At 35.5% G+C, this 26,427-nt stretch carries 26 protein-coding genes; 20 read left to right on the top strand and 6 right to left on the bottom strand.

Annotated elements, in window-relative coordinates; genetic code table 11:
• Window positions 1-38 precede the first annotated feature (38 nt).
• On the top strand, window positions 39-2,444 hold the full coding sequence (locus IAE51_RS05820) for a transglycosylase domain-containing protein (protein ID WP_033900466.1): 2,406 nt from the start codon (window positions 39-41) through the stop codon (window positions 2,442-2,444).
• 57 nt (window positions 2,445-2,501) lie between these two features.
• Here the strand turns inward: IAE51_RS05820 and pepA are convergent, their stop codons facing one another.
• Entirely contained in the window at window positions 2,502-3,569 is a 1,068-nt protein-coding gene (gene pepA, locus IAE51_RS05815; protein WP_033900468.1) for a glutamyl aminopeptidase, read from the bottom strand.
• A 102-nt stretch (window positions 3,570-3,671) separates the two neighbouring features.
• Here pepA and IAE51_RS05810 point away from each other — a divergent pair, with 102 nt between their 5' ends.
• The 7 genes from IAE51_RS05810 to groL all read left to right on the top strand — a co-directional run bounded on the left by IAE51_RS05810 (window position 3,672) and on the right by groL (window position 9,128).
• Window positions 3,672-3,956, top strand: coding sequence for a hypothetical protein (locus IAE51_RS05810; RefSeq protein WP_012897223.1), 285 nt, complete (start codon window positions 3,672-3,674; stop codon window positions 3,954-3,956).
• 41 nt (window positions 3,957-3,997) lie between these two features.
• Window positions 3,998-4,315: a thioredoxin family protein gene (locus tag IAE51_RS05805; protein WP_003131595.1), complete on the top strand. Its 318-nt coding sequence runs from the start codon at window positions 3,998-4,000 to the stop codon at window positions 4,313-4,315.
• An 85-nt stretch (window positions 4,316-4,400) separates the two neighbouring features.
• Window positions 4,401-5,027, top strand: coding sequence for a YtpR family tRNA-binding protein (gene ytpR / locus IAE51_RS05800; protein WP_200094972.1), 627 nt, complete (start codon window positions 4,401-4,403; stop codon window positions 5,025-5,027).
• A gap of 160 nt (window positions 5,028-5,187) precedes the next feature.
• Entirely contained in the window at window positions 5,188-6,528 is a 1,341-nt protein-coding gene (gene nox / locus IAE51_RS05795; protein ID WP_023188995.1) for a H2O-forming NADH oxidase, read from the top strand.
• Between the two features lie 89 nt (window positions 6,529-6,617).
• Window positions 6,618-7,007, top strand: a complete 390-nt coding sequence (locus tag IAE51_RS05790; protein WP_010905314.1) for a single-stranded DNA-binding protein — start codon at window positions 6,618-6,620, stop codon at window positions 7,005-7,007.
• A 119-nt stretch (window positions 7,008-7,126) separates the two neighbouring features.
• Entirely contained in the window at window positions 7,127-7,411 is a 285-nt protein-coding gene (gene groES, locus IAE51_RS05785; protein WP_003131589.1) for a co-chaperone GroES, read from the top strand.
• 88 nt (window positions 7,412-7,499) lie between these two features.
• Entirely contained in the window at window positions 7,500-9,128 is a 1,629-nt protein-coding gene (groL, locus tag IAE51_RS05780) for a chaperonin GroEL (RefSeq protein WP_058212017.1), read from the top strand.
• A 46-nt stretch (window positions 9,129-9,174) separates the two neighbouring features.
• Here groL and IAE51_RS05775 read toward each other — a convergent pair whose 3' ends face one another.
• The 3 genes from IAE51_RS05775 to yycF all read right to left on the bottom strand — a co-directional run bounded on the left by IAE51_RS05775 (window position 9,175) and on the right by yycF (window position 12,291).
• Window positions 9,175-9,987: an MBL fold metallo-hydrolase gene (locus IAE51_RS05775; protein WP_003131583.1), complete on the bottom strand. Its 813-nt coding sequence runs from the start codon at window positions 9,985-9,987 to the stop codon at window positions 9,175-9,177.
• A gap of 167 nt (window positions 9,988-10,154) precedes the next feature.
• The gene (locus IAE51_RS05770; RefSeq protein ID WP_200094971.1) at window positions 10,155-11,597 is read right to left on the bottom strand and encodes a cell wall metabolism sensor histidine kinase WalK; all 1,443 of its coding nucleotides are present in this window, start codon (window positions 11,595-11,597) and stop codon (window positions 10,155-10,157) included.
• The gene (yycF, locus tag IAE51_RS05765; RefSeq protein WP_003131580.1) at window positions 11,590-12,291 is read right to left on the bottom strand and encodes a response regulator YycF; all 702 of its coding nucleotides are present in this window, start codon (window positions 12,289-12,291) and stop codon (window positions 11,590-11,592) included. Before yycF ends, IAE51_RS05770 begins: the two co-directional genes overlap by 8 nt.
• Window positions 12,292-12,468: 177 nt before the next feature.
• On the opposite strand from yycF, the gene tmk reads away from it, so the two are divergent.
• The 5 genes from tmk (at window position 12,469) to rsmI (ending at window position 16,125) form a co-directional block, all read left to right on the top strand.
• Window positions 12,469-13,104, top strand: coding sequence for a dTMP kinase (gene tmk, locus IAE51_RS05760; RefSeq protein WP_012897230.1), 636 nt, complete (start codon window positions 12,469-12,471; stop codon window positions 13,102-13,104).
• A 132-nt stretch (window positions 13,105-13,236) separates the two neighbouring features.
• Window positions 13,237-14,097: a DNA polymerase III subunit delta' gene (locus IAE51_RS05755; RefSeq protein WP_003131573.1), complete on the top strand. Its 861-nt coding sequence runs from the start codon at window positions 13,237-13,239 to the stop codon at window positions 14,095-14,097.
• A 51-nt stretch (window positions 14,098-14,148) separates the two neighbouring features.
• Window positions 14,149-14,931, top strand: a complete 783-nt coding sequence (gene ricT / locus IAE51_RS05750) for a stage 0 sporulation family protein (RefSeq protein ID WP_010905316.1) — start codon at window positions 14,149-14,151, stop codon at window positions 14,929-14,931.
• On the top strand, window positions 14,924-15,250 hold the full coding sequence (yabA, locus tag IAE51_RS05745; protein ID WP_011675472.1) for a DNA replication initiation control protein YabA: 327 nt from the start codon (window positions 14,924-14,926) through the stop codon (window positions 15,248-15,250). Before ricT ends, yabA begins: the two co-directional genes overlap by 8 nt.
• On the top strand, window positions 15,250-16,125 hold the full coding sequence (rsmI, locus tag IAE51_RS05740) for a 16S rRNA (cytidine(1402)-2'-O)-methyltransferase (RefSeq protein WP_200094970.1): 876 nt from the start codon (window positions 15,250-15,252) through the stop codon (window positions 16,123-16,125). Before yabA ends, rsmI begins: the two co-directional genes overlap by 1 nt.
• A 76-nt stretch (window positions 16,126-16,201) precedes the next feature.
• Here the strand turns inward: rsmI and IAE51_RS05735 are convergent, their stop codons facing one another.
• Window positions 16,202-16,393 carry a hypothetical protein gene (locus IAE51_RS05735; RefSeq protein WP_012897234.1) on the bottom strand — a complete coding sequence of 64 codons (192 nt, stop codon included), beginning with the start codon at window positions 16,391-16,393 and terminating at the stop codon, window positions 16,202-16,204.
• A gap of 62 nt (window positions 16,394-16,455) precedes the next feature.
• The gene (mvk, locus tag IAE51_RS05730; RefSeq protein ID WP_003131564.1) at window positions 16,456-17,388 is read right to left on the bottom strand and encodes a mevalonate kinase; all 933 of its coding nucleotides are present in this window, start codon (window positions 17,386-17,388) and stop codon (window positions 16,456-16,458) included.
• Window positions 17,389-17,693: 305 nt separating this feature from the next.
• Between mvk and mvaD the strand changes: the two genes are divergently transcribed.
• The 7 genes from mvaD (at window position 17,694) to IAE51_RS05695 (ending at window position 26,332) form a co-directional block, all read left to right on the top strand.
• Window positions 17,694-18,650, top strand: coding sequence for a diphosphomevalonate decarboxylase (gene mvaD / locus IAE51_RS05725; RefSeq protein ID WP_058206246.1), 957 nt, complete (start codon window positions 17,694-17,696; stop codon window positions 18,648-18,650).
• A complete protein-coding gene (locus tag IAE51_RS05720) occupies window positions 18,637-19,626 on the top strand; it encodes a mevalonate kinase (protein ID WP_200094969.1) in 990 nt (329 codons plus the stop codon). Before mvaD ends, IAE51_RS05720 begins: the two co-directional genes overlap by 14 nt.
• 52 nt (window positions 19,627-19,678) lie before the next feature.
• Complete coding sequence (gene fni / locus IAE51_RS05715) at window positions 19,679-20,722, top strand: type 2 isopentenyl-diphosphate Delta-isomerase (protein WP_139917577.1); 1,044 nt, start codon at window positions 19,679-19,681, stop codon at window positions 20,720-20,722.
• A 157-nt stretch (window positions 20,723-20,879) separates the two neighbouring features.
• Entirely contained in the window at window positions 20,880-21,500 is a 621-nt protein-coding gene (locus IAE51_RS05710) for a superoxide dismutase (protein WP_003131560.1), read from the top strand.
• A gap of 247 nt (window positions 21,501-21,747) precedes the next feature.
• The gene (locus IAE51_RS05705) at window positions 21,748-24,102 is read left to right on the top strand and encodes a carbon starvation CstA family protein (protein WP_003131559.1); all 2,355 of its coding nucleotides are present in this window, start codon (window positions 21,748-21,750) and stop codon (window positions 24,100-24,102) included.
• A 301-nt stretch (window positions 24,103-24,403) separates the two neighbouring features.
• Window positions 24,404-25,744, top strand: a complete 1,341-nt coding sequence (locus IAE51_RS05700; RefSeq protein WP_200094968.1) for a DEAD/DEAH box helicase — start codon at window positions 24,404-24,406, stop codon at window positions 25,742-25,744.
• 3 nt (window positions 25,745-25,747) lie between these two features.
• The gene (locus IAE51_RS05695) at window positions 25,748-26,332 is read left to right on the top strand and encodes a YdcF family protein (protein ID WP_021721901.1); all 585 of its coding nucleotides are present in this window, start codon (window positions 25,748-25,750) and stop codon (window positions 26,330-26,332) included.
• Window positions 26,333-26,427 lie beyond the last annotated feature (95 nt).

Here is a 26,427-nt window from a genome sequence, read left to right as displayed (position 1 = left end):
GTGGCGAAAAATTATTTTAAATTTGATATAATAAAGGCATGAAAAAATCCTCAATTGACTCGCAAGAAGAAGCACGTGCGCGTTTAAAAGAAAAAATGGAAAATAAGCGGCGGAAACAAAGTAAGTCTCTGTCCAAAAATCCTAAAGATAATGATGAAAAATCGGGTTGGTCAATCACTTTTAAGGTGGTCCGCGGACTAATTGTAATTTTTGGAATAATTTTTGCTTTAGTGGGTGTCTTTGGTGCGGCGACAGGTGTAGGCTATTTTGCTCGATTGGTTGAGCAAACGAAGACACCAAATAAAACGGAAATGCTTGCAAAAATTAATGATATTCATGGCGTTTCTGTCATTAATTATAGTAATGGTCAAGCAATTTCGGATATCTCTAGTGATTTGGTGCGTGTTACTGTCAAAAGTGACGAGATTTCTCCTAATGTTAAAAATGCTTTAATTGCAACAGAAGATGATAGCTTTAAAACGAATAAGGGCGTGGTTCCTAAGGCAGTTGTTCGTGGAATTCTTGGTTCAGTAGGTGGTGGCACAAGTTCTGGTGGTTCAACCCTTACCCAACAGTTAATTAAACAACAAGTTTTAGGAGATAGTGTTACCTTCCAACGTAAAGCTAGTGAAATTGTCTATGCTCTTAAACTTAATAGCTACTTGAGTAAAGACCAAATTTTGACTGATTATTTAAATGTCTCACCTTTTGGGCGAAACAATAAAGGACAAAATATTGCAGGGATTCAAGAAGCTGCTCTTGGTATATTTGGAAAATCTGCGAAGGATTTAACAATACCTGAGGCTGCTTTTATTGCTGGGTTGCCACAAAGCCCTATCGTGTATTCTCCTTATGCGGCTGATGGTTCTCTAAAGTCAAAAGAAAACATGAGTTATGGTCTTGAACGTCAAAAAGAAGTCTTGTTTTATCTTTATCGTGGGGGCTATATTTCAGAAGCTGATTACAAGAAATACAAAGCTTATGATATTTCAACAGAATTTTTACAACCAGGAGTAGCTCAATCACAAGAACATGGTTATTTATATAATGTTGTTTATAATGAAGCAATTACTGATATCTATAATTATTTGATTAAGCGAGACAAAGTTTCGGCAACTGATTTAGGAAATGATAGTACTAAACAACGTTATCGAGAATTAGCTGAACAGTCATTGCAAAACGGTGGTTATACAGTAACTACAACTATCAATCAACAAGTATATGATGCAATGCAAAATGCCGTAACTAATTACAGTGGTTTGATGCAAGACGGTACGGGTCTTATTCAAACTGGTAATGTCTTAATGGATAATAAAACAGGGGCTGTTTATGGCTTTATTGGTGGATTAGACTTCTCACAAAGCCAAGTAAACCATGCCTTTGATACTAAACGTTCACCTGGTTCTTCAATCAAACCAATACTAGCTTATGGACCGGCAATTGACATGGGCTTGATGGGTTCTGCAAGTGTTCTATCTAACTATCCCGCAAAATATTCGAGTGGGCAAGACATCGAACACGTCGGCAATAAGGGAACGGAGATGATGCCATTTTCAGAAGCCTTGAATGTTTCTTATAATATTCCTGCTTATTGGACCTACCAAACGATTTTGAATAAAGGAAAATCTGTTGAACCTTACATGACGAAGATGGGATATGATGTTGCAGATTATTCTGTAGAGTCACTTCCTCTTGGAGGAGGAATTGATCCAACGGTGGTTCAACATACGAATGGTTATCAAACTTTAGCCAATGGTGGAAAATATGAACCATGGTATATTGTTGATAGTATCAAAGATGATACAGGAAATGTAATTTATCAACATCAAACTACTGGGGGGACTCAAGTATATTCTGAAGCAACATCTACCATTATGGAATATATGCTTCAAGATGCTATCAAATCTCAAAAAACAAGTAAGTTTTATGGTGAGTTACAAAGCCTTAATTCTTCTCTTGCAACTAATGTTCAATGGGCTGGTAAAACAGGAACAACTGATAATTATACAGACGTTTGGATGATGCTTTCGACACCTTCAGTGACACTTGGTAGTTGGGCTGGTCACGATGACAATTCTGCAATGTCTCAGAATTCAGGTTTTATTAATAACGCAAAATTTACAGCTAATTTGGTGAATGCAATTAATGCTGCCGATCCAAATATTTTCGGACCTGGTCAAAAATTTACTGACCCTAATAGTGATCCAAATGTGACTAAGAGTAAAGTATTAGTTTCTACGGGTGAAAAACCAGGAAAAGTTAATGTTAAATTATCAAATGGTAAGACACAAGAGGTTAATCTCGGTGGAGACACTACGACAAGCTTCTGGGCTACAAAGTCTGGTGCCCCTACAACCACATATGATTTTTCTATTGGTGGTTCGGCAAGTGATATAGCTGCTGGTTGGAAAAAGATATTGCCTAATTATAACTTTGGTCAATAAAATACAAAAAATCACTAGGATAGGTTTCCTAGTGATTTTTTCTTTTGTTTTTTAAATTTAATAGTTTTTAATTTCAGCTACTTTTTCAGTACTAAGTGATGTTACGATATTTCTCAAGAAAGTTTGTGCTTGATTGAAATCATCAATATTGAAAATTGTTTGATGACTGTGAATATAACGAGCAACAACACCAATCGTTGTTGAAGGGACTCCATTATTAGCTAAGTGGGCAGCACCTGCATCAGTTCCACCTTTAGCCATATAAACTTGGGTTTTAACTTTAGCCTTATCAGCAGTTTCAAGCAAGAAATTTTTCATTCCAGGGAGCATAATATGACCTGGGTCAAAGAAACGAAGCGTTGTTCCTTCTCCAAGACGACCGTTGTCATCACCAAACGTATCGCTAGCAGGTGAACAATCAACAGCAAAGAACAAATCAGGCTTGAACATAGTTGTAGAAACTTTGGCTCCACGAAGGCCAACTTCTTCTTGAACATTGGCTCCGATAATCAATGTAGCAGGTAATTCTTTGTCAGCTAAAAATTCAAGAAGTTCAAGAATCATTAAACAACCATAACGATTGTCCCAAGCTTTAGAAATAATATTTTTACCATTAGCAGAGAGAATTGTTTCAGTTTCTGGAATGATTACATCACCTTGAGCGATTCCAAATTCTGCAGCTTCTGCAGCATTTTCAAAAGCTCCATCAAAGACAATATCAGAAATGGCAGGAATTTGAGGAGTAACACCAGTTCCACGAAGAAGATGTGGAGGAAGCCCACCAGTTACGACAGGAATTTTTTTACCTGTACGTGTGAATAATGTAAAACGTTGTCCAGAGACAACTAAAGGATTCCAACCCCCAAGTGGAACGACCCGGAATGTTCCGTCAGCCTTGATTGAGCTGACCATAAAGCCAACTTCATCCATGTGGGCTGCAATCATAATACGTGGGGCATTTGCTACTTTTGAAGTTTTAGTGACAAATATACCACCAAGACCATCAAATTCTGGTTGATAACCAAGAGCAATCATGCGTGTTTTTAAATAGTCACGAACAGGTCCCTCAAAACCAGAAGTCGCTTGAATTTCTGTCAGTGCTTTTACTTTGTCGAATAGTTCCATTTTTCTCCTCCGGAATACTGAAAAATTTACTGACAGATTTGTCAGCAAAAATTTTGATGATTTACACTATAATTATACCAAGAAATATGTTAAAATTTCCATATGAAAAAAATACTAAAGTTTGGTTTGGGAATTATTGCGGGTGCAACAGTTGCTCACGTTGCTTATCATGGCTATAAAACTATGGAAGAAGAAGTGATTCATGAACTTACTGACAGAGCTCGGCAACATTTTTCAACAAGAAAAATAGACGCTTTTTGGATTTTTGAGGAGCCAACTACGGGTGCTCTTTTTGAGGGAGGACTTGTCAGTGAAAATAAGGCAATCACTTTTGAAATCAATGCTAAAACTTTAGAAGTCTTTGAAAAAAATGAAGAAATTCTGTAAGAAAGCTTAGTATTCATTTAGAAATAAAAGGAGAATGTAGAATGATTATTCCAGAAAATATTGAAAATTTAGCCGAACTTGTAAAAGGACCGGAAAAGACAGTCTTCTTTTTCACGGCTGGTTGGTGCGGAGATTGTAATTTTATTAAGCCAAAAATGCCAGAAATTGAAGTAGAAAATCCAGACTTTAAATTTGTTGAAGTAGACCGTGATGAATATATGGATCTTGCGATTGAATGGGGAATTATGGGAATTCCAAGTTTTGTCGTGATTGAGGATGGCAAAGAAAAAGCTCGTCTAGTAAATAAATTACGTAAAACAAAAGAAGAAGTCAATACTTTCTTAGCGAGTGCGAAATAGTATCATCGCAGGACAAGCGTTGATATATTAAGGATTATATTCTATAATAATCAAAGTTAAGAAATTAAAAGGGAAAAATAAGAAAATGATTGCAACATACAACACAAATGTCGGTGACGTTTTAATGCTTATCACTGCAAATGATAAGGGAGAAAAAGTAAACTTCGAACGTAAGGGAAAAGTAGCTCGTGTTTTTATTGAAGAAACTGGAGCGACGGTTGCTTGGAATATTTTTGAAGCGAAATCTCTATTGGCTAATTTGTCAGGAAATGGTCAAGTCGTCTTATCATCTGATGATATTGAAACGTTGAACAAAGAGCTTGGTAAATCAGGATTTAGCGATGTTCTTGTTCACGATGCACAACCCAAATTTGTTGTCGCTGAAATTGTTGAAATGGAAGATCATCCAGATTCAGACCATTTACATATCTGTAAAGTTAATGTTGGTTTTGCCGATCCAGTACAAATTGTTTGTGGTGCTCCAAACGCAGCTCTTGGCTTAAAAACAGTTGCTGCTTTACCTGGTGCTATGATGCCTAACGGCTCATTGATTTTCCCAGGAGCCCTTCGTGGTGTTCAATCTTACGGAATGCTTTGTTCAGCTCGTGAACTTGAATTACCAAATGCTCCTGAGGTTCGTGAAATCATTGAATTATCATCAGATTTATCCGCTGGTAAAGCTTTTGATTCAGAAACAATGTGGCAAGCATAATAATAAAACTGTCAAAATAGTTTATTTTGGCAGTTTTTATCTAAAAAAAATAAAATAAATTTTTCACAAAGTTCACAAGCGCTTACAAAAGAAAATAGAAGGACTTATGCTAAACTGAATAATGTAAAAAGAATTTTACATTTAAAGGAGAATTATTAGCATGAAAATCGTAGTTATCGGTACGAACCACGCAGGCATTGCTACAGCAAATACATTAATTGATCAATATCCAGGCCATGAGATTGTTATGATTGACCGTAACAGTAATATGAGTTACTTGGGGTGTGGGACAGCTATTTGGGTCGGAAGACAAATTGAAAAACCAGATGAGCTGTTTTATGCCAAAGCAGAAGATTTTGAAAAAAAGGGAGTAAAGATATTAACAGAAACAGAAGTTTCAGAAATTGACTTTACTAATAAAATGATTTATGCCAAGTCAAAAACTGGAGAAAAGATTACAGAAAGTTATGATAAACTCGTTCTGGCAACAGGTTCACGTCCAATTATTCCTAACTTGCCAGGAAAAGATCTTAAAGGCATTCATTTTTTAAAACTTTTTCAAGAAGGGCAAGCCATTGACGAAGAGTTTGCTAAGAATGATGTGAAACGGATTGCTGTGATTGGTGCTGGTTATATTGGGACAGAAATTGCTGAAGCTGCCAAACGTCGTGGAAAAGAAGTTCTACTTTTTGATGCAGAAAGTACTTCACTTGCTTCATATTATGATGAAGAGTTTGCTAAAGGAATGGATGAAAATCTTGCCCAACATGGAATTGAACTCCATTTTGGGGAATTGGCTCAAGAGTTTAAGGCAAATGAAAAAGGTCATGTATCACAGATTGTAACTAATAAATCAACTTATGATGTTGACCTCGTTATTAATTGTATTGGATTTACAGCCAATAGTGCATTGGCTGGTGAACATTTAGAAACCTTTAAAAATGGAGCAATCAAAGTGGATAAACATCAACAAAGTAGTGACCCAGATGTTTATGCTGTAGGAGATGTTGCCACAATCTATTCTAACGCTTTACAAGACTTCACCTACATTGCCCTTGCCTCAAACGCTGTTCGCTCAGGGATTGTTGCTGGTCATAATATTGGAGGAAAATCAATAGAGTCTGTTGGTGTACAAGGTTCTAATGGAATCTCTATTTTTGGTTACAATATGACTTCTACGGGCTTGTCGGTTAAAGCTGCTAAAAAAATCGGCCTAGAAGTTTCATTTAGTGATTTTGAAGATAAGCAAAAAGCATGGTTCCTTCATGAAAATAATGATAGTGTGAAAATTCGTATCGTTTATGAAACAAAAAGTCGCAGAATTATTGGTGCTCAACTTGCTAGCAAGAGTGAAATAATTGCAGGAAATATTAATATGTTTAGTTTAGCTATTCAAGAAAAGAAAACGATTGATGAATTAGCCTTACTTGATTTATTCTTCTTACCACACTTCAATAGTCCATATAATTACATGACTGTTGCAGCTTTAAATGCAAAATAAACCATAAAAATCTATCAATTGATAGATTTTTTATTTTTTTTGTGACAAATGTCCTAACTTTACGTATAAAAAGTTAGGAGGATTTTATTATGAATAAAACCATGTTAATTGGACGCTTAACCAGTGCGCCAGAAATTTCAAAAACAACAAATGATAAATCATATGTCCGTGTGACCTTAGCAGTCAATCGCCGTTTCAAAAATGAAAAAGGAGAACGAGAGGCAGATTTTATTTCAATTATTATTTGGGGAAAATCTGCAGAAACTTTAGTTTCTTACGCAAAAAAAGGAAGTCTTATTTCAATTGAAGGAGAAATTAGAACTAGAAATTATACGGATAAGCAAAATCAAAAACATTATGTCACAGAAATCTTAGGACTGAGTTATGATTTACTTGAAAGTAGGGCAACAATCGCTTTACGAGAAAGCGCTATAAAGACTGAAGAAACCTTACTTGATGCGGAAGAACTCCCTTTCTAATTTATTTCATAAAATCTAAATGTTTTCTCTTGACTAAATCTGACCATTGAGATAAAATAAGAATATGTTAGCACTCGTTTAATAAGAGTGCTAAAAAATAAAAAATGGAGGAAAATATAATGTTGAAACCTTTAGAGAATCGCGTAGTTTTACGTGTAAAAGAAGAAGAGGAAAAATCAATGGGTGGAATTGTGTTAACAAGCGCTTCCCAAGAAAAACCTCAAACAGCTGAAGTTGTTGCCGTCGGTGAAGGGAAAACAAATCATCATGGAACACTGATTTCTCCACTCGTAAAAGTAGGGGACACAGTAATTTTTGAAAAATTTGCTGGAACGACCGTAAAAATGGATGGTGAAGAATTCTTGATTCTCAAAGATTCAGACCTTCTTGCAATTGTAGAGTAAAATTATAAAAGCAATCATTTTTTTTGGTTGTCTTTTGTCTATCTTAAAATCTATAAAATTAAAAATATATTCTTAAAAAGGAGCTAAAATGTCAAAAGATATTAAATTTTCAAGTGATGCTAGAACAGCGATGATGCGTGGGATTGATATTCTTGCTGATACAGTAAAAACAACCCTTGGACCAAAAGGTCGCAATGTTGTTCTTGAAAAATCATATGGATCACCTTTAATTACAAACGATGGTGTAACGATTGCCAAAGAGATTGAACTTGAAGATCATTTTGAAAATATGGGAGCTAAACTTGTTTCAGAAGTTGCTTCAAAAACAAATGATATCGCAGGTGACGGTACAACAACAGCGACAGTTTTGACACAAGCTATCGTTCGTGAAGGTTTAAAAAATGTTACCGCAGGTGCAAATCCAGTTGGTATTCGCCGAGGAATTGAACTTGCTGCTGAAACAGCTGTTGCGTCAATTAAAGAGATGGCAATTCCTGTCCACGATAAATCAGCAATTGCGCAAGTAGCTACCGTTTCATCACGTAGTGAAAAAGTGGGTGAGTATATTTCTGATGCAATGGAACGTGTAGGTTCTGACGGAGTTATCACCATTGAAGAATCAAAAGGGATGCAAACTGAACTCGATGTTGTTGAAGGAATGCAATTTGACCGTGGATATTTGAGTCAATATATGGTTTCTAATACAGAAAAAATGGTTGCTGAATTAGATAATCCTTATATTCTTATTACCGACAAAAAAATCTCAAACATTCAAGAAATTTTACCGCTCCTTGAACAAATCTTGAAAACAAATCGTCCACTTCTTATTGTAGCTGATGATGTTGATGGAGAAGCATTGCCAACGCTTGTTCTTAATAAGATTAAAGGTGTCTTTAATGTTGTAGCTGTAAAAGCACCAGGATTTGGTGATCGTCGTAAAGCTCAATTGGAAGATTTGGCTATCTTGACAGGTGGTACAGTAATTACTGAAGAACTTGGTCTTGATCTTAAAGATGCTACTCTTGAAGCTTTAGGACAAGCAGCTAAAGCAACTGTGGATAAAGACCACACAACAATTGTTGAAGGTGCTGGTTCTGCTGATGCTATTTCTGATCGTGTAGCTATTATTAAAGCGCAAATTGAAAAAACAACTTCTGATTTTGACCGTGAAAAATTACAAGAACGTCTTGCAAAATTAGCTGGTGGTGTTGCAGTTGTTAAAGTTGGTGCTGCAACTGAAACAGAGCTCAAAGCAATGAAACTCTTGATTGAAGATGCACTTAATGCAACACGTGCAGCCGTTGAGGAAGGTATTGTTTCTGGTGGTGGTACAGCACTTGTTAATGCTATTGCTGCTTTGGATAAACTTTCAGAAGAAGGAGATATTCAAACAGGTATTAACATTGTTCGCCGTGCTCTTGAAGAACCAGTTCGTCAAATTGCTGCCAATGCAGGATATGAAGGTTCAGTTATCATTGATAAACTTCGTTCAGAAGAAGTAGGTACAGGATTCAATGCTGCAACTGGTCTATGGGTTAATATGATTGAAGAAGGAATTGTTGACCCCGCAAAAGTAACTCGTTCAGCTTTGCAAAACGCGGCTTCTGTTGCTGGTTTAATTTTGACTACTGAAGCAGTAGTTGCTAATAAGCCAGAACCAGCTGCTCCAGCTATGCCTCCAATGGACCCTAGCATGGGAATGGGTGGTATGATGTAATAAAAAAAGAACCCTTAGGGTTCTTTTTTTATTTGCTGTTGAGTAACTAAATATCGTAAAGTTGACTAGCATGTTCGTGACTAGTATCAAGGATCTTCAGGTCCTTTTTGGTATCGACATCATGTTGCTGTAAGTAACCATCCATAGTAAGATGAGCAAGTTCTTTGATATTATTATTTAAACTCAAGTGCCCTAGAAAGATTCGTTTTGTCTTATTACCATGAATACTAAAAGCAGCCTCAGCGCCGTCCTCATTAGATAAGTGGCCCTGGTCACTTAGGATACGTTGCTTTGTCCGCCAAGGATAAGCTCCCATGCGGAGTATCTCAATGTCATGGTTTGATTCCATAAGATAAGCATCTGCATTTTCAATGGTTCCACGCATTCTATCGGATACATAACCTGTATCAGTTAGCATAACAAAACTCTTGTTATCTTTCATGAAACGATAAAACTGTGGTGCGATGGCATCGTGACTCACGCCGAAAGATTCAATATCAATATCACCAAAAGTCATTGTTTTTCCCATTTCAAACAGATGTTTTTGTTCAACAGGGATTTTTCCTAAAGCATTTTTACTATCTAGTTCAGACCAAGTATCTTCATTTGCGTAAAGGTCAATACCATATTTTCTTGCCAAAACACCAATCCCTTTGATATGGTCACTATGTTCATGGGTAATTAATAAAGCATCAATATCATGAATGTCACGGTCAATTTCTGATAGTAAACTTTCTATTTTTTTTCCAGATAGTCCGGCATCAACAAGAATTTTTTTCTTTGGGGTTTCTAAGTAAAAAGAATTTCCTGTTGAACCAGAGGCTAAAATGGAATATTTAAAGCCATTTTGTTCAGTCATACAGTCTATTGTAGCAGAAAAATAGTGGGATTGCCATGAGCTTTTATATTTTATTTGAAAATAAATTTATCAGGTAATTCATTAGCTTAAGAGAGTTTTTTGTGTTAAAAGTCTAGGTTTATTCAAAAAATGAGTCCACAAATATGTATGGACTCTTTTTAGGGAAATTATTCATTATCCTCAAATTCAAACTCATCAGTACCATCATCCCAGTCATCTGCGGCTTCTAAAGAATATGGAAGAGTGAAACTAAAGGTCGTTCCTTTTCCTTCTCCTTCGGAGCTTGCAAAAATTGTTCCGCCATGTATTTTAACAATATCATGGACAATGGAAAGGCCTAAACCTGTCCCCCCAACTTTTGAATTTCTTGAAGCATTATCAACTCGGTAGAAACGGTCAAAAATCTTAAGTAAATCAGATTTTGGAATTCCCATTCCTTGGTCACTGATGGAGATTAGAACGTCACTTTCACGTTTTTCAACGGAAATTGTAATAGTTCCACCTTTAGGTGAATACTTAATTGCATTTCCGATGATATTGTCAATGACTTGAGCAATTTTATCGGTATCAATTTCGACCCAGATGGGCTGTTCAGAGTATTTTCTGACTAGAGTGAAATTAGAAGAGATTAAATCGTTTGATTCGGTTTCTAAAATTTGGTCTAAACGGTTAATTTGATAGTCTAAGAAGGCAATTAAATTAATCATTTCTTTATTAAGAACGATTCGGTCTTGATCCATTCTTGATAAAGTCAAAAGGTCGGAAATCATTCGAATCATCCGATTAGTTTCAGTAAGTGAAACATTAATAAAGGATGAAGCTGTTTCTTTATCCTCAATGGCTCCGTCTTCTAGTGCTTCCAAGTAGGCTTTTACTGAGGTGAGCGGAGTTCGGAGTTCATGAGAAACATTGGAAACAAAGAGACGGCGCTCTCGTTCGGCCTTGTCTTGTTCAGTCATATCATGTAAGACGGCAATAATTCCTGAGATGAAACCAGATTCACGACGAAAGAGGGCAAATTTAATGTGGAGCGAAATGGATTCATTCCCAGAATCATGTGTCTCAATAGTTATTTCAGGTTCTTTTTCTAATAAATCATAAAAATTATATTGGTCAGTAATTTTTAAAACTTCAACAATATTTTTTTGCATCAAGAGATCATTATCTGTATTCAAATAGTGCAAAGCTGATTTATTGGCCATAATAATATTTCCACGACGATCGGTGGCAATGACGCCATCAACCATATATGCGAGAATACTATCTAATTGATTACGCTGATTTTCAAGATTGTTCTGCGTGCGAACAATATCTTCACCAAGTTTTAAAATTTCATCATATAATTCATTGATTTCACTCGTCCCTTTTGGGATTTTATCGCGATTTAAATAGCCATTTTTTATGTTATTCATCTGTTTAGAAACATTCACAATCATGCGATGTTGCTGATTGAGAAAGACTAAAACAAAGACGAGTGAAAATAAGTAATAACCAATAAAAGTACTTAAATGAGCAAAATTGTAATCAAAACTGCTCATAAAAAGGATGACAAAAAGAAGTAGGTGTGCAACTACTCCTTTAAAAATCATTGAATTAAAAAATTTAATCATGTGGGTTGCTCATGTAGTAGCCAACCCCGCGGCGTGTTGAAACGTATTGTGGACGGCTTGGAGTATCTTCAACTTTTTCACGTAAACGACGAACAGTAACGTCAACTGTACGAACATCTCCAAAGTAGTCATAACCCCAAACGGTTTCCAAAAGGTTTTCACGAGTGATCACTTCGCCAAGGTGTTGAGCAAGGTAGTAAAGCAATTCAAACTCACGGTGTGTAAGGTCGAGTTGTTTATCATTTTTATAAGCCGCATAGTGTGCTGGATTGATACGGAGGTTTCCGATAATCAATTCTTTCTTGACATTGTCAGTAGATTCAGCAGGCGCGACATTGATACGACGCAAGTTTGCTTTAATACGAGCTAATAGTTCACGGTTTGAGAATGGTTTTGTGACATAATCATCAGCACCAAGTTCAAGACCAATTACTTTGTCAAATTCACTATCTTTAGCTGACACCATAATAATTGGAGTGTCAGAAGTTTTACGGATTTCACGTGCAACATCAAGACCATCAAGTTTAGGTAACATCAAATCAAGCAGAATAAGGTCAGGTTGTACTTCTTTAAATGCTTCAAGAGCTTCTTCACCATCAAAAGCTGTAAAGACTTCAAAACCTTCTTTGGTTAAATTAAATTTTACGATATCTGAGATTGGTTTTTCATCATCAACAACAAGAATTTTTTTCATAGTTGTCCTTTCAAGTGGAAAATTTTTTATTGAATGTTACTCGTATTTATTTGAATTAACAAATCAAGTAAGCTGTTTCAGTTATATTATACAATTTTTAGTAAAATTACGCAAAAAGAGACCCTATTATTTTTAGAAAAAAGATAAAATATTTGTTTTTTTGGTATAATAGAGGCTATGAATGGAATTCTAATTTCCCTTGAGGGACCCGATGGAGCAGGAAAAACAACGGTTTTAAAAGAAATTTTACCTGAAATCCAAAAAATGAAGCGCGAAATTGTCCCAACTCGTGAACCAGGCGGTGTTCGAGTGGCGGAAGAAATTCGCCAAATTATTCTTGATCCAAAGAATACAGAGATTGATTCTAAAACCGAGTTAATGCTTTTTGCGGCGGCGCGTCGTTTACATATGCAAGAAAAAATGTTGCCAGCTTTACAAGCGGGTAAAGTTGTCATTGTTGACCGATTTATTGATTCATCTGTCGCCTATCAGGGGTATGGCCGTGATTTGGGTGTCGAAGTTGTTGATTGGCTTAACTATTTTGCAACAGATGGGTTGAAGCCTGATTTGACGCTTTATTTTGATGTTGATACGGATGTTGCCCTTGAGCGAATTATGAAAAATCGAGCTGATGAGGTAAATCGTTTAGATTTGGAAAGAGCTGAGATGCATCGTAAAGTTCGTGAAGGTTATTTGGAGATTGTTGTAAAAGAACCTGAGCGTTTTGTAAAAATAGATGCAAGTCAACCTTTAGAAAAAGTGGTAGCTGATACACTTTCCGTCCTCAAAAAAAGATTTGTCAGTGAATTTTAAAGACAATTTAATCTGTCAGCAAAATTAAGAATGCTAAAAAATACTTACATTTTTCAAAAAATGAGGATGTTAAATAGTTTTTTTAATTTTGTTATTTAGACTAGATTTGGTAAATATTTAGAAAGGTTTCTTGTGGAAATAAAAGATATTCAGCCTCAACTTTATAAGCAGTTCTCAACGATTTTGCAACATGGAAAATTAAGTCATGCTTATTTATTTTCAGGGGGATTTGGTTCTTTTGAATTAGCAATCTGGCTGAGCCAAGCCTTATTTTGTGAGAATCCTGAAAATGCTTTGCCTTGTGGTCATTGTCGTTCCTGTCGTCTTGTTGCCCAACAAGAATTTACCGACTTACATATCGTTGAACCTGATGGACAAACGATTAAAACAGCACAAATTCGGGAGCTGACACAGGTTTTCAATGAATCTGGTTATGAGGGAAATCAACAGGTGCTTTTAATTAAGGAAGCTGAAAAAATGCATCCTAATGCAGCAAATGCTCTATTGAAATCAATTGAAGAACCAGAAACAGAAATTGTTGTTTTTTTACTGACAGACAATGAAAATATGATTTTACAAACAATAAAATCACGGACACAAATTATTAATTTTCCAAAAAATGTTCAATACTTACAAGATTTTTTGGAAAAGAATGGTATTTTAAAAACACAAGCAGAACTTCTTGCGGAAATCTGTAATTCGACTGACAAAGCATTAGAATTAGCTCAGCAGAGCTGGTTTAACGAAGGGCTCCAAAGACTTCAACAATTTGTAAAACTTCTAAAAACATCTGCTGACGAGGCGTTCTTGTATTTGAAAGAATTAGTCGAAATTTTTGATGACAAAGAAAAACAAAATCAAGCGTTTGAACTTTTATTACAACTTTTTAATCAAGAAAGAATGAGTCAGGAACTTTTAAAAACATTTCAGGCAATAAAAATGTGGAAAAGCAATGTCCGATTTGAGTCAAGTTTAACTTTTCTTGTTTTATGAAACTTGTCAAACTTATCCTTTGATTGAAAAATCTTATATCAGGAGAATATTATGATTTATGAAATAAAATTTGCACATGGCGAATCAAATGTATTTGCAATAAGTGATATAGAACTTGCTCCACAAACAGAAGTTATCCTTCGTTCAGATAAGGGAAACTTTTACGGAAAAATTGTACGTGAAATTTCTGAAGAAGCGAATCTTGAAATTCACCACACGATTGTGCGTGAAGTAAATGAGGATGATCTCCAAGTTATTGCAAAACTTGAAGAACGTTCTAAACAAGCCAAAGATAAAGTTCGCCAACTTGTCATCGAACAAGGTTTGGAAATGAAAATTATTGATGTTGCTTATAATTTCGACCAAATGCAACTTTTTATTTCGTTTACAGCAGAGAATCGTGTTGATTTTCGATTGCTTTTGCGTGAGTTGGCAACAACTTTTAGAATTAGGATTGAACTTCGCCAAATTGGGCCAAGAGATGCGGCTAAAATTCATGGTGGACTTGGACCTTGTGGACGTCCTTTGTGCTGTTCTGAGTTTGTTTATGAATTTCCAAATGTTTCAATCAAAATGGCCAAAAATCAAAATCTATCTTTGAAACAAAATAAATTGAACGGTCTTTGCGGTCGTTTGATGTGCTGTTTAACTTATGAAGATAGTTTTTATAAAGAAGCCCAACAACTTTTCCCAGATTTTGGTGAGTTTGTAACTACCTCAGAAGGAAAAGGAAAAGTTGTTGGCTTAAATGTTTTAAAAAATAGAGTAAAAATCCGCTTTGGAGAATATAGCAAGGATTTTGAACTTGCAGAAATTGAGGTGAATCATGGCTGATAAATATGATGTTTTCGACCAACTGGGCGAACTTGAAAATACATTAAATACCACATTAACGCAAATTTCAGGAATTCGCCAAGTGCTTGAAGCATCAATGACTGAAAATGCAACCTTACGCATGGAATTAGAAAAATTGCGTGACCGTTTGGCAGAATTTGAGAAAAAAGAAGTTAAAAAAGAAACGCCTAAAGACCAGCCAAATCCTAACTTGATTCAAATTTTTAATGAAGGTTTCCATGTTTGCCATCTGCATTATGCAGAACGATTGGCTGAAGGGGAATCTTGTTTAGATTGTTTGGAGCTTTTGTATCGCTGATGGAAAATAAATTTAGTATTCAACGGTCATTTAAAGGCCTAAAAACTGCTGGAAGTCTTTATTTGGTTCCAACACCAATTGGCAATATGCAAGATATGACTCTACGTTCTCTTGAAACTTTGAAAACTGTAGATTTGATTTGTTCAGAAGATACGCGAAATACTTTGCGCCTTTTAAACCATTTTGAAATTAAAGTTCCGCAAGAGTCGTTTCATGAACATAATTCCCAAGAAAAAATTCCTAAATTAATTGATTTTTTGAAAAAAGGACAATCTATTGCACAGGTTTCTGATGCTGGAATGCCTTCAATTTCTGACCCAGGCCATGATTTAGTTTTAGCTGCAATTGATGAAGGAATTGATGTTATCGCTCTTCCTGGTGCCTCAGCAGGAATTACTGCCTTGATTGCCTCAGGATTAGTTCCTCAACCTCATATTTTTTATGGCTTCCTTCCTAGAAAAAAAGGGGAGCAGCAAAAGTTCTTGAAAAGTAAGCTTTCTTATCCAGAAACACAAATTTTCTATGAGAGTCCTTTTAGAGTTGCGGATACTTTGGCTAACATGCAGGAAATTTATGAGGATAGAGAAGTTGTTTTAGTTCGCGAATTAACGAAGATTTATGAAGAATATCGTCGTGGTAAGATTTCAGAGGTTTTAGAATCTTTAACGGACCAACCAATAAAAGGGGAATGCCTAATTATTGTTTCAGGAGCGGATGAAGTGTCTCAAGAAGTTCAAGAGCCAGAATTGACAGCGCTCGAAGCAGTTAAAGTTTTAGTTGAACAAAGTGTGAAACCCAATGTTGCCATTAAACAAATTGCTAAAGAACGAGGTCTAAATCGTCAAGAATTATATGCAGAATTTCATGATTTATAAGCAAAAAGTTACTGACAGGCAGTCTGTCAGTAACTTTTTTATATTTTTGTTTGATTAAAATTTCTGTCAGTAAAATTTAACAGTGCCCGTCAACATTTTCGTTAATCCATTTTTGATTTTCCTCATCAAAAATTCTTAAAGAACGTTGTGAACGTACAAAATCAATGATTTCTTTACGATTTAGCTTTGTTTTACTGACAGCCGAGCCAACAGTAACAATTTCCATTTTTTCGATGAGTGATTGAAGAATTTCGTATTGATTTTCCATAAGTTATCCTTAGTGCAAATTGATAGATTCATTATAACAAAAAAAGATGGTCATCAACCATCTTAAAATGAGTAAATCCAAGTATTTTTAGCGCCATTTTTTAGAAGACGTTGACTGATACGAATAGCATCTTTTTCATTTTCAGCAAGAGCAACCATGACACCACCCAGCCCTGAACCAGTTAATTTAGCACCAAGTGCACCATTTTTACGAGCGGTTTCGACTAAATTATCTAGACGTGGATGAGAAACTCCCAAATCAGATAATCTTTCGTGAGCTTTATTCATGACATGACCAAATTCTTTGAGTTTGTCTGTCATCAAAAAATCTTTTGAATCGGTCGCTAATTGACCTAAATGATTAATTGAATCTTGTGTTTTTTCTTTTTCTTCAACAAGTTTTTCGCGAACAATATTGATGGCTTGACTCGTAAAGCCGTGAACACCAGTATCGCCAATCACGATAAAGCCATGAAGATTGAGTTCAAAGGGTTCAATTGTGCTGTCTTTAATAAACCACAAAGGGTGTTCAGAATTTACAGTTGCCACATCAATTCCAGAAGATTTTCCGTGAGTAATATTTTCTGAAAAGTTGGCATAAAAGAGTAAATCTTTTTGCGGAAGTTCAGCATCAAAGAAATCATAAAAAGCTCTGATAATGGCAGTTGCCAATGAAGCAGAAGCTCCCAAGCCACGTCCTTGAGGAATATTTGAATCAATTTCTAAAGAGAATGGCATTTTTGATGAATGAAATTTAGAGAGTAAGCGCATAATGAGTTGACGAATTCCTTCAAATTCATCTCCCATTAAATCAAGTCTTCTACGAAATTCGTTATTTTCAATGTATTGGCCATATTTTGATGAGGTAATTGTCACTGTAGTTTTAAGAATTGTTACAGGTAAGGCAATTGCTGGCTGACCATATACAACGGAATGTTCTCCAATTAAGATTAGTTTGGAATGGGCAATTCCCGTCCCCATTTTATTGATAGTCATTATTAACAATTCTCCTGCTAGATTAGTTTCTCATTTTGAAAATGTGAACTGCAAATTAGCATATTTTGGTTAAATTAAAGTCTTATCGAAGGAAAAATTCGATAAACTTTTTCCAATATCATAATTATGAATACAAAAACGTACCTGACAATTTTATAAAATTTCCTCTTGAAAATCAAGTTTTTGTTTCTCTTTTGGCTGTAAATTCATCATTTAGTCTGAAAAAATGTATTTTTTAGTGTAAAAAATAACTTATTGAAATGATAGGAGAGAAGAAAGAATCAAATTTTTGATATAATAGTTTCATGAAAAATATTGTTACTGCAAGGGCGCATACAAATATCGCCTTGATTAAATATTGGGGAAAAGCGGATATCGCTCTAAATATTCCAACAACCTCTTCTTTGTCAATGACTCTGGAGCCATTTTATACAACAACCTCTGTTGAATTTACTGACAATGAGTCTGATTCCTTGATTTTGAATTCTGAAGTGGCAGACAGCAACCGTGTCAGTCAATTTTTGGAAATGATGCGTGGACAATATGGAAATTTCCCTAAAGTAATGATTCAATCAGAAAATCATGTGCCAACAGCTGCTGGTTTGGCTTCAAGTGCTTCAAGTTTTGCTGCTCTGACAGCTGCTATGTTTGGACTTTTAGATTTAGAAAAAGATGATTCAGAAATGTCACGAATAGCTAGACGCGGTTCAGGGTCGGCTTCTCGGTCAATTTTTGGAAATTTTTCAGTTTGGAATAAAGGAGAAGATCATCAATCTTCCTTTGCGGAATCTTTTTACAACGAAGATATTGGTCTTTCAATGATTGTTGCTGAAATCTCTGCTGAAAAGAAAAAAATGTCGTCAACTAAGGGCATGCAATTGGCACAAACTGCACCAACTTACAGTGCTTGGGTTGAAAAATCAGCCATTCAACTGGAAGAAATGAAGCAGGCCATTTTAAATGCTGATATTGAAAAAGTTGGTCTAATTGCTCAGGATAATGCATTAGGTATGCATGAACAAAATCGTCTCTCTAATCAACCTTTTGATTATTTCACGCATGAAACAAGACACGTGATTGACTTTGTGAATCAGGCTTATCAATCAGGATTGCTTGCTTTTGTGACTATCGATGCCGGTCCAAACGTCAAAATTATTACTGACCACGCGACTGAAAAAGTTCTCTTAGCTAAATTACAAGCGGAATTTCCAGAATTAACATTTGATATCGCACGTGCTGGAGGCGCTTATGAATATCTCTGAGAAAAAAATGACAATCAAAGTGCCAGGAAAACTTTTTTTTGCGGGAGAATATTCGGTCACAAAAGAAGGAAACCTCGCCCTTATCACAACAATTGAAACAAATTTTGAAGTAAGAATTTCAGCTACTACAGGGAAATCAATTTTCAAAACAAATGTTGGACTGTCTGATTTTGAATTTTCTTTGTCTAAAATTGAATTTACTAAAGAAAATCCGTGGAATTTTGCACTGACATCTTTAAAAAATACTTTGTCAGCTGCTGACAGCATTGAAAAAAATTCTGTCAGTAAAATTTTATCTTCATCTCCAGAAATTTCTCTTGAGATTGTCAGTGATTTAGGCTTTGGTGAAAATAAAAAAGGCTACGGCTCAAGTGCTTCAGTCGTTTGTGGTCTAGTTAATGCAGTCAATCAGTTTTTTGATTTGCAGTTGTCACTTGAAAAACGTTTTGAAATTGCCGCAAAAACGCATTTTGAAGTTCAAGGCTCAGGTTCAATGGGCGATATTGCTGCTATTATGTATGGTGGTTCTGTTTTTTATCAAAATCATAAGCGAGTCATACCTCTCGAAATTCCTTGGGCAACTTATGTGGTTCAAACAGGAAAAGCGGCAAAAACGAGTGAAAAAATAAAAATAAAGCTTTCTGATGAATTTTATCAAGCTTCAAATGAGCTGGTCATTGAATTGGCAACGGCGATTGACATTCAAGATTTTTCTTTATTCAAAGAAAAGTTATCAGAAAATCAACTTTTGCTTTTGGAGAATATTCCAGAAGGTTATATGACTAAAGAATTAGCTATTGCTTTAAACTTACTCAATAGCTATCCTGAATTTGCTGCTAAAATCTCTGGGGCCGGTTTTGGGGAGAATATTATTTTATTTGCTCAAAATACCCAAGCTATTGCTGAAGTCCAAAATAAATTATCGGAATATGGAATCAATCTTGAAAAATTTAAGGTTGCTCAAAAAAATAACTGAGATAAGTCTGCTAAAAAGCAGAGTTAGATTTTAATGAATTGAGAAATAACTGATGAAAACTGAAAAAGAAATCCATCAACATCGCAAAGATGAACACTTATCGTTAGCTTATAAATATTGGCGTGAAGAAAAAAATCAGACCTCGGGCCTGACTTTTTCTGATAGTCGAATCATTCCTAATAGTTTGCCAGAATTATCTACTAAAAAAATCAACTTTTCATCAGAAGTATTTGGACAGAATTTTGAATTTCCTTTTTATATTGAAGCGATGACTGGTGGAACAGAGCGAGCAGATAAAATCAATGCTCAATTAGCAGAAATTGCGAAAAATCAACATTTAGCCATGGCGGTCGGCTCTCAATCGATTGCTTTGAAGTTTCCAGAACTAGCTGCTGGTTTCAGTGAAGTTCGTAAAATACACTCTTCTGGTTTTCTTTTTGCCAATATCGGCGCAGGTCATTCTCTAGAAAATGCCAAGCGAGCGGTGGATATGATTGAGGCAAATGCTTTAGAAATCCATGTCAATACAGCGCAAGAATTGCCAATGGATGAAGGAGACCGTGAATTTTATTGGTTAGAAAATATTAATGAAATTGCAAGTCAATTAGAAGTTCCAGTCATTGTCAAAGAGGTCGGTTTTGGAATTTCACAAAAAACCTTTAAAGCACTCGCAAAAACAGCTGTCTCAGGAATAAATATTGGGGGAGCTGGCGGAACTAATTTTGCTTGGATTGAACGTAAACGGAGTAAAAATGGTTTTAACTTGGATGAATTTGGTTTGTCAACGCTTGAGAGCCTTTTAGAAGCTAAAATGGCTGATAATAGAAAAAGTTTGATTGCAACAGGTGGAATTACTTCGGCTCAAGAGATTTTTAAATCTTTAATTTTAGGGGCTGATTTGTCAAGTTCTGCTGGTTTTATCTTGAAAAATCTTATGCAAACAGGGCCTGAAAAAGTAGAAGAAGTTATTGAACAATGGAAACAAGATTTGAATAAATTATTTGTTTTAACTGGTTCAAAAAATATTGAAGAATGTCGAAAGGTTGAGCTCCTTTACTCGACTAATATGCTTAATTTTATCCAACAAAGAAAATAATAAATTACAAATCAAATCATTTGGCAATGGTTTCAAAAACGACTATAATGAGAATAGAATTAAAAAAATAAACTAACTGAATTCATTCTCAATCTAGTCAAAATACCAAAGTATTAAGACTTCAAAATGGGTTCACATCTTAAAAGGAGAAATTACTATGGCATTTACATTACCTGAACTTCCATACGCGCCAAATGCGCTTGAACCTTTCTTTGACGAAGCAACAATGCGTTTGCATCATGGAAAACATCATCAAACTTATGTGAATAATCTTAATGCAGCAATTGAAAAACATAATGAACTTGATGACCTTAGCCTTGAAGAATTATTGACAGATTTGTCAGCAATTCCAGAAGACATTCGTACAGCTGTTCGTAACAATGGTGGTGGTCATTTGAACCATAGTCAATTCTGGCTTTGGCTTCGTCCAAACACTGACGGTTCTGAAAACCATGCTGACGGCGAAATTGGGGATGCAATTGCGAAAGAATTTGGTAGTTTTGAAACTTTCAAAACAGAATTTAAAGCTGCAGCCACAGGTCGTTTTGGTTCAGGATGGGCTTGGTTAGTTGTTGATGAAGCTGGAAAATTGAAAGTTGTATCAACTGCAAATCAAGATAATCCAATTTCTGAAGGGTTGACACCAGTTTTAGGACTTGATGTTTGGGAACATGCTTACTATCTTAAATATCACAATGTACGTCCTGATTACATTGAAGCATTCTTTAATCTTGTAAACTGGGATAAAGTTAACGAACTTTATGCTAAAGCAAAATAAAATGATGATGAGGCTCTCCTTTAAGGAGAGCCTTTTTTTATTTTAGAGAAACCTTTTTTAATGTTAGACTATTCTTTTGGAAATTTATCTTATTTTTACAAAAAGATGTTTTAAGGAGATTTTTTTAAACTTAAATGTTTATATTTTTGATTAAATAGTGCTAAAATATTATTGTAATCGGTTACATTTTTGTTTTAAAAAATATGGAAGGTCAAATGCATTAATAATTGCATAGGAATAGAGGATTATGAAAGATATTGGAAACTCTTCAAACTTTACCGAAGAAGAAGAGCTATTTTTGTTGCGGAATAAACAAGGAAAAATTGTCGGAATTAAAGATTTAAAGCAGGCAAATTTTCAAGAAACAATGAAAGACTGGAAAAAACATTTACCAAAACCTAGCCTTCTATCAATTATCATTTGGGTGGCGGTCGCTTTACTAGGTGGTCTTGCTTGGTCGTTGATTGCTCTGGCTCAAGGAGAGACGATTAATGCGATTTGGTTTGTTATTGCAGCAGTTTGTTCTTATTTGATTGGCTATCGTTTTTATGCTTTATATATTCAACGTAAAATTATGCGTCCAAATGATTTACGGGCAACTCCTTCGGAAAGCCATAATGACGGAAAAGAATTCGACCCAACTAATCGAGTTGTTTTATTCGGTCACCATTTTGCTTCAATTGCTGGAGCTGGGCCTTTGGTTGGACCAGTTTTAGCGGCACAAATGGGTTACTTACCAGGGACAATTTGGATTATTTTCGGAGTTATTTTTGCCGGAGGGGTACAAGATATGCTTGTTCTCTGGTATTCTCATCGTCGTCGAGCAAAATCTATTGGGGCAATGGCTCATGATGAAGTTGGCAGATTTGCTGGTGGCTTGACTTCATTTATTGTATTTATCATGACAATGATTGTTCTTGCTGTTTTAGCTTTGATTTGTGTGACGGCGATGGCAAATTCTGCTTGGGCAGTCTTTTCGATTGGGATGACCATCCCAATTGCCTTGTTAATGGGAATTTATTTGAAATATATTCGCCCAGGGCATGTGAATGAAATTTCAGCGATTGGTTTTATTCTCCTTTTAGTTGCTATTTTTGGTGGCCGTTGGGTTTCAGAATCTTCATTTGCGCATATTTTCATGCTTTCGCCAACTGCTTTAGTTTGGTGGGTCATGGGCTATACTTTTATTGCAGCCATTATCCCCGCTTGGATTTTACTTACGCCTCGTGATTACTTATCCATGTTTATGAAAATTGGTACAATTGCTGTTTTAGCAATAGCTGTAGTTGGTGTGCGTCCAGATGTTACGATTCCAGCTCTGACTAATTTTGCACATAATACAGATGGTCCTGCTTTTGCTGGTTCCCTCTTTCCCTTCTTATTTGTTACGATTGCCTGTGGAGCCTTGTCTGGTTTCCATGTAATGATGTCTTCTGGAACAACGCCTCATTTGATTGCTAAAGAGTCACAAACGCGAATGATTGGTTATGGTGGGATGCTCTTTGAATCATTTGTTGCTATTATGGCTTTAGTCGCTGCGATTTCTCTTAATCCTGGAATTTATTATTCTATGAATACCCCTCAAGCTAGTATTCAAAAACTCGCAGCTTCAAGTTATCAAGCAGATAAAAGTGCCGAATATAATGCTGCCAAAGCAATTCCAAATGTAGCCATGATGCCTGATGGTTCAAAACTCAGTATTGACTGGGAAGGAACGACTGGTGAAAAAGCACTTGAGCAAGTGGCAAAAGATGTAGGTGAACAATCAATTGTTTCACGGACTGGTGGTGCACCAACTTTAGCCGTTTCAATGTCAAATATTCTACATAAGGTTCCACTTATTGGTGGGACAAATATGATGGGATTCTGGTATCATTTTGCGATTATGTTTGAGGCGCTCTTTATCCTGTCCGCTGTTTCAGCGGCAACAAAATCGACTCGTTATTTACTTAATGATGCCCTGCGTGGCTTCAAAAAATTAGGTCGCTTAGGTGATGATGATTGGTTACCTAGTAAAATTATAACGACAGCAGTGATTGTTGGAGTTTGGGGTGCTTTGCTTTTGATGGGCGTTTCTGATCCGAATGGTGGAATAAAAATCATGTATCCGCTCTTTGGGATTTCTAATCAATTAATTGCGGCGGTAGCTCTGGCTATTGTTTGTGTCATGGTTATCCGTAAAGGTTATCTTAAATGGGTTTGGATTCCAGCACTTCCTTTAGTTTGGGATGTTTGTGTAACTTTTGCGGCCAGTTGGCAAAAAATCTTTTCAAATGATGTCAATATTGGTTACTTTGCTTCTTATTCAGCAGCAAAAGCCCAAGTGGCTTCTGGTAAATTATCTGGTCTAGCATTAACGAATGCGCAAGCAACCATGCGTAATACAATGATTCAAGGAAGTCTGTCAGTCATTTTCTTACTTTGTGTGGCTATATTATTAGTCATCTGTGCCTTTAAAGTTGCTAAAATTTTAAGAACAAATGAAGTTGGTGATAAATTTAGCTCAGAAGAAGTTTTTGAAGAATCAAATCTTTTTGAAACTTCAAGTTTCTGGCCTAGTAAGCTTGAACATAAGGTTTTAAAAAGTAAAGTTAATGAATAATGGAAAATAAAAGTTACTGACAGGATTTCTGTCAGTAACTTTTTATTTATAATATAATCACTGACTTCAACGTTGAACAGCTGTCAGCAATTTTTTCTAATTTTAGCGCCATCAGTAAATTTTAAAAATAAAAATGCTGACAGATTTTAAAAATGAGTTTAAATAGTGGCAAGAACTGGTTTCTTAAATGTTTTTTTTCTGATATAATAGAAAAAAGTCCCTTCCATGGATAAATCAGCAAAAACAGAGATTCGTCATTTTTTAAATGAAACGAATAATCCTCAACAAATGAAAGAAAAAAATGAAATTTACAGACTTAAATTTTAAAGATTATATTAACCAAACGTTAGAGAATATCAAATTTGAAAAACCAACTGAAGTACAAGAAAAATTGATTCCAATTGTTCTCTCAGGCCGTGACCTGGTAGGGGAATCAAAAACTGGTTCAGGAAAAACACACACTTTTTTACTCCCAATTTTCCAAAAAATTGATACTGATCTTGATGAAGTGCAAGCAGTCATTACGGCTCCTTCACGTGAATTAGCTACTCAAATTTACAAAGCAGCTCAAGAATTTACAAAAGTTAATGACAAGCTTCGTGTTTCAAACTTTGTTGGTGGGACTGATAAGGCCCGTCAAATCAAAAAATTGGAATCATCACAACCACATGTCGTAATTGGAACACCAGGTCGAATCCATGACTTAATCAAATCTAATGCTTTAATTGTGCATACTGCTAATACTTTTGTTGTTGATGAAGCGGATATGACGCTTGACATGGGATTTTTGGCAGATGTTGACCAAATTGCTTCAAGTTTTGGTAAACGCGTGCAAATGCTCGTTTTCTCAGCAACTATTCCTCAAAAACTTCAACCATTTTTGAAAAAATATTTGCATAATCCTGTCATGCAAAAAATCGCCAATAAGACAGTAATTTCAGATACAATCGAAAATTGGCTTGTTTCTACCAAAGGAAGTTCACATAACCAACTTTTGCTCCAATTGACAAAAGCAACGAATCCTTACATGGCAATGATTTTTGCCAATACCAAAGGTCGTGTTGATGACATTCATCATTTCTTGACAAGTAACGGACTTAAAGTTGCAAAAATTCATGGTGATGTACCGCCACGTGAACGTAAACGTATCATGAATTCAATTAAAAATTTGGATTATCAATATGTTGTGGCAACCGATATTGCCGCGCGTGGAATTGATATTGAAGGTGTATCACACATTATCAATGATGAAATTCCAAAAGATTTAACTTTCTTTGTTCACCGAGTGGGTCGTTCTGGCCGTAATGGATTACAAGGAACAGCCATTACACTCTATAGTCCTTCTGATGATTCAAGTATTCGTGAGATTGAAAAAATGGGTGTTACATTCCAACCAAAAGCTATTAAAGATGGTGAAATTGTTGATTCTTATGACCGTGACCGTCGTGAAAAACGGACGAAAAAACAAGATGAAATTTCAACAAAAACCATTGGTGCCCTTAAAAAAGGTAAAAAACACGTTAAACCAGGTTACAAACGTGCAATTAAATGGCAAATTGAAGAAGATAACAAGAAAAAACGCCGTGCTGAGCGCAATAAAAATGCCCGTAAAACACGTGATTCTCGTAAACAAAGTTTTTAATTAATGAAAAAGACTTTTAAGATTATAGGCGCTTTTGTTGGTCTAATTCTTTTGATTTCAGTAATTTGTCTTGCTTTGATTCTTAGCAAATCTACTGACAGAACTGCTGAAAACTCCACAGATATTAAAACAATTTTAGTCCTTGGCTCACGAATAAATCAAAATAAAAAACCAGCCAAGATTACTCAAGAGCGGCTAGATGCAGCGCTCTTGCTTGCTAAGAATAATCCGCAAGCCAAAATTATTGTGTCTGGAGCAAAAGGAGCTGACGAGCCTGTTAGTGAAGCTTTTAGTATGAAAAATTATCTGATAAGTCATCATATTAGGGCTGACAGAATTATTAGTGAAGATAAGGCGGGTGATACCGCGGAAAATATCGCTTATTCCAAAAAATATTTTGACGGAAAAACTGTGATTGTCACTAGCGATTTTCATCTTTACCGAGCCTTGTATCTAGCAAAACAAGAAGGTGTAAAAGTAGAAGGCTTTGCTGCAAAGACAAAAGTCAATAATCTTCTTTATTATCCTAATTATTATGGTCATGAAATTCTTGGCTTAATCTATGCTTTCGTTTTTGGAAAAGGCTAAGAAAATTTCAATTATTATAAGGATAAAAGCTGTCAGTAATTTTTACTGACAGTTTTGCTAAAATTTGGCAAATCCTTTCAAACAATGATTCTGTC

Origin of the sequence: Lactococcus sp. S64, assembly GCF_016516525.1 — a bacterium.
GTDB classification, from domain to species: Bacteria; Bacillota; Bacilli; order Lactobacillales; family Streptococcaceae; genus Lactococcus; species Lactococcus lactis.
Note: the sequence above shows the minus strand (reverse complement) of the source record. Positions and strands in the feature narration are given on the sequence as shown.

Bases quoted from the DNA above. Each gene is read 5' to 3' on its own strand.
- IAE51_RS05820 (WP_033900466.1), top strand. From the start codon at position 39: ATGAAAAAATCCTCAATTGACTCGCAAGAAGAAGCACGTGCGCGTTTA.
- pepA (WP_033900468.1), bottom strand. From the start codon at position 3,569: ATGGAACTATTCGACAAAGTAAAAGCACTGACAGAAATTCAAGCGACT.
- IAE51_RS05810 (WP_012897223.1), top strand. From the start codon at position 3,672: ATGAAAAAAATACTAAAGTTTGGTTTGGGAATTATTGCGGGTGCAACA.
- IAE51_RS05805 (WP_003131595.1), top strand. From the start codon at position 3,998: ATGATTATTCCAGAAAATATTGAAAATTTAGCCGAACTTGTAAAAGGA.
- ytpR (WP_200094972.1), top strand. From the start codon at position 4,401: ATGATTGCAACATACAACACAAATGTCGGTGACGTTTTAATGCTTATC.
- nox (WP_023188995.1), top strand. From the start codon at position 5,188: ATGAAAATCGTAGTTATCGGTACGAACCACGCAGGCATTGCTACAGCA.
- IAE51_RS05790 (WP_010905314.1), top strand. From the start codon at position 6,618: ATGAATAAAACCATGTTAATTGGACGCTTAACCAGTGCGCCAGAAATT.
- groES (WP_003131589.1), top strand. From the start codon at position 7,127: ATGTTGAAACCTTTAGAGAATCGCGTAGTTTTACGTGTAAAAGAAGAA.
- groL (WP_058212017.1), top strand. From the start codon at position 7,500: ATGTCAAAAGATATTAAATTTTCAAGTGATGCTAGAACAGCGATGATG.
- IAE51_RS05775 (WP_003131583.1), bottom strand. From the start codon at position 9,987: ATGACTGAACAAAATGGCTTTAAATATTCCATTTTAGCCTCTGGTTCA.
- IAE51_RS05770 (WP_200094971.1), bottom strand. From the start codon at position 11,597: ATGATTAAATTTTTTAATTCAATGATTTTTAAAGGAGTAGTTGCACAC.
- yycF (WP_003131580.1), bottom strand. From the start codon at position 12,291: ATGAAAAAAATTCTTGTTGTTGATGATGAAAAACCAATCTCAGATATC.
- tmk (WP_012897230.1), top strand. From the start codon at position 12,469: ATGAATGGAATTCTAATTTCCCTTGAGGGACCCGATGGAGCAGGAAAA.
- ricT (WP_010905316.1), top strand. From the start codon at position 14,149: ATGATTTATGAAATAAAATTTGCACATGGCGAATCAAATGTATTTGCA.
- yabA (WP_011675472.1), top strand. From the start codon at position 14,924: ATGGCTGATAAATATGATGTTTTCGACCAACTGGGCGAACTTGAAAAT.
- rsmI (WP_200094970.1), top strand. From the start codon at position 15,250: ATGGAAAATAAATTTAGTATTCAACGGTCATTTAAAGGCCTAAAAACT.
- IAE51_RS05735 (WP_012897234.1), bottom strand. From the start codon at position 16,393: ATGGAAAATCAATACGAAATTCTTCAATCACTCATCGAAAAAATGGAA.
- mvk (WP_003131564.1), bottom strand. From the start codon at position 17,388: ATGACTATCAATAAAATGGGGACGGGAATTGCCCATTCCAAACTAATC.
- mvaD (WP_058206246.1), top strand. From the start codon at position 17,694: ATGAAAAATATTGTTACTGCAAGGGCGCATACAAATATCGCCTTGATT.
- IAE51_RS05720 (WP_200094969.1), top strand. From the start codon at position 18,637: ATGAATATCTCTGAGAAAAAAATGACAATCAAAGTGCCAGGAAAACTT.
- fni (WP_139917577.1), top strand. From the start codon at position 19,679: ATGAAAACTGAAAAAGAAATCCATCAACATCGCAAAGATGAACACTTA.
- IAE51_RS05710 (WP_003131560.1), top strand. From the start codon at position 20,880: ATGGCATTTACATTACCTGAACTTCCATACGCGCCAAATGCGCTTGAA.
- IAE51_RS05705 (WP_003131559.1), top strand. From the start codon at position 21,748: ATGAAAGATATTGGAAACTCTTCAAACTTTACCGAAGAAGAAGAGCTA.
- IAE51_RS05700 (WP_200094968.1), top strand. From the start codon at position 24,404: ATGAAATTTACAGACTTAAATTTTAAAGATTATATTAACCAAACGTTA.
- IAE51_RS05695 (WP_021721901.1), top strand. From the start codon at position 25,748: ATGAAAAAGACTTTTAAGATTATAGGCGCTTTTGTTGGTCTAATTCTT.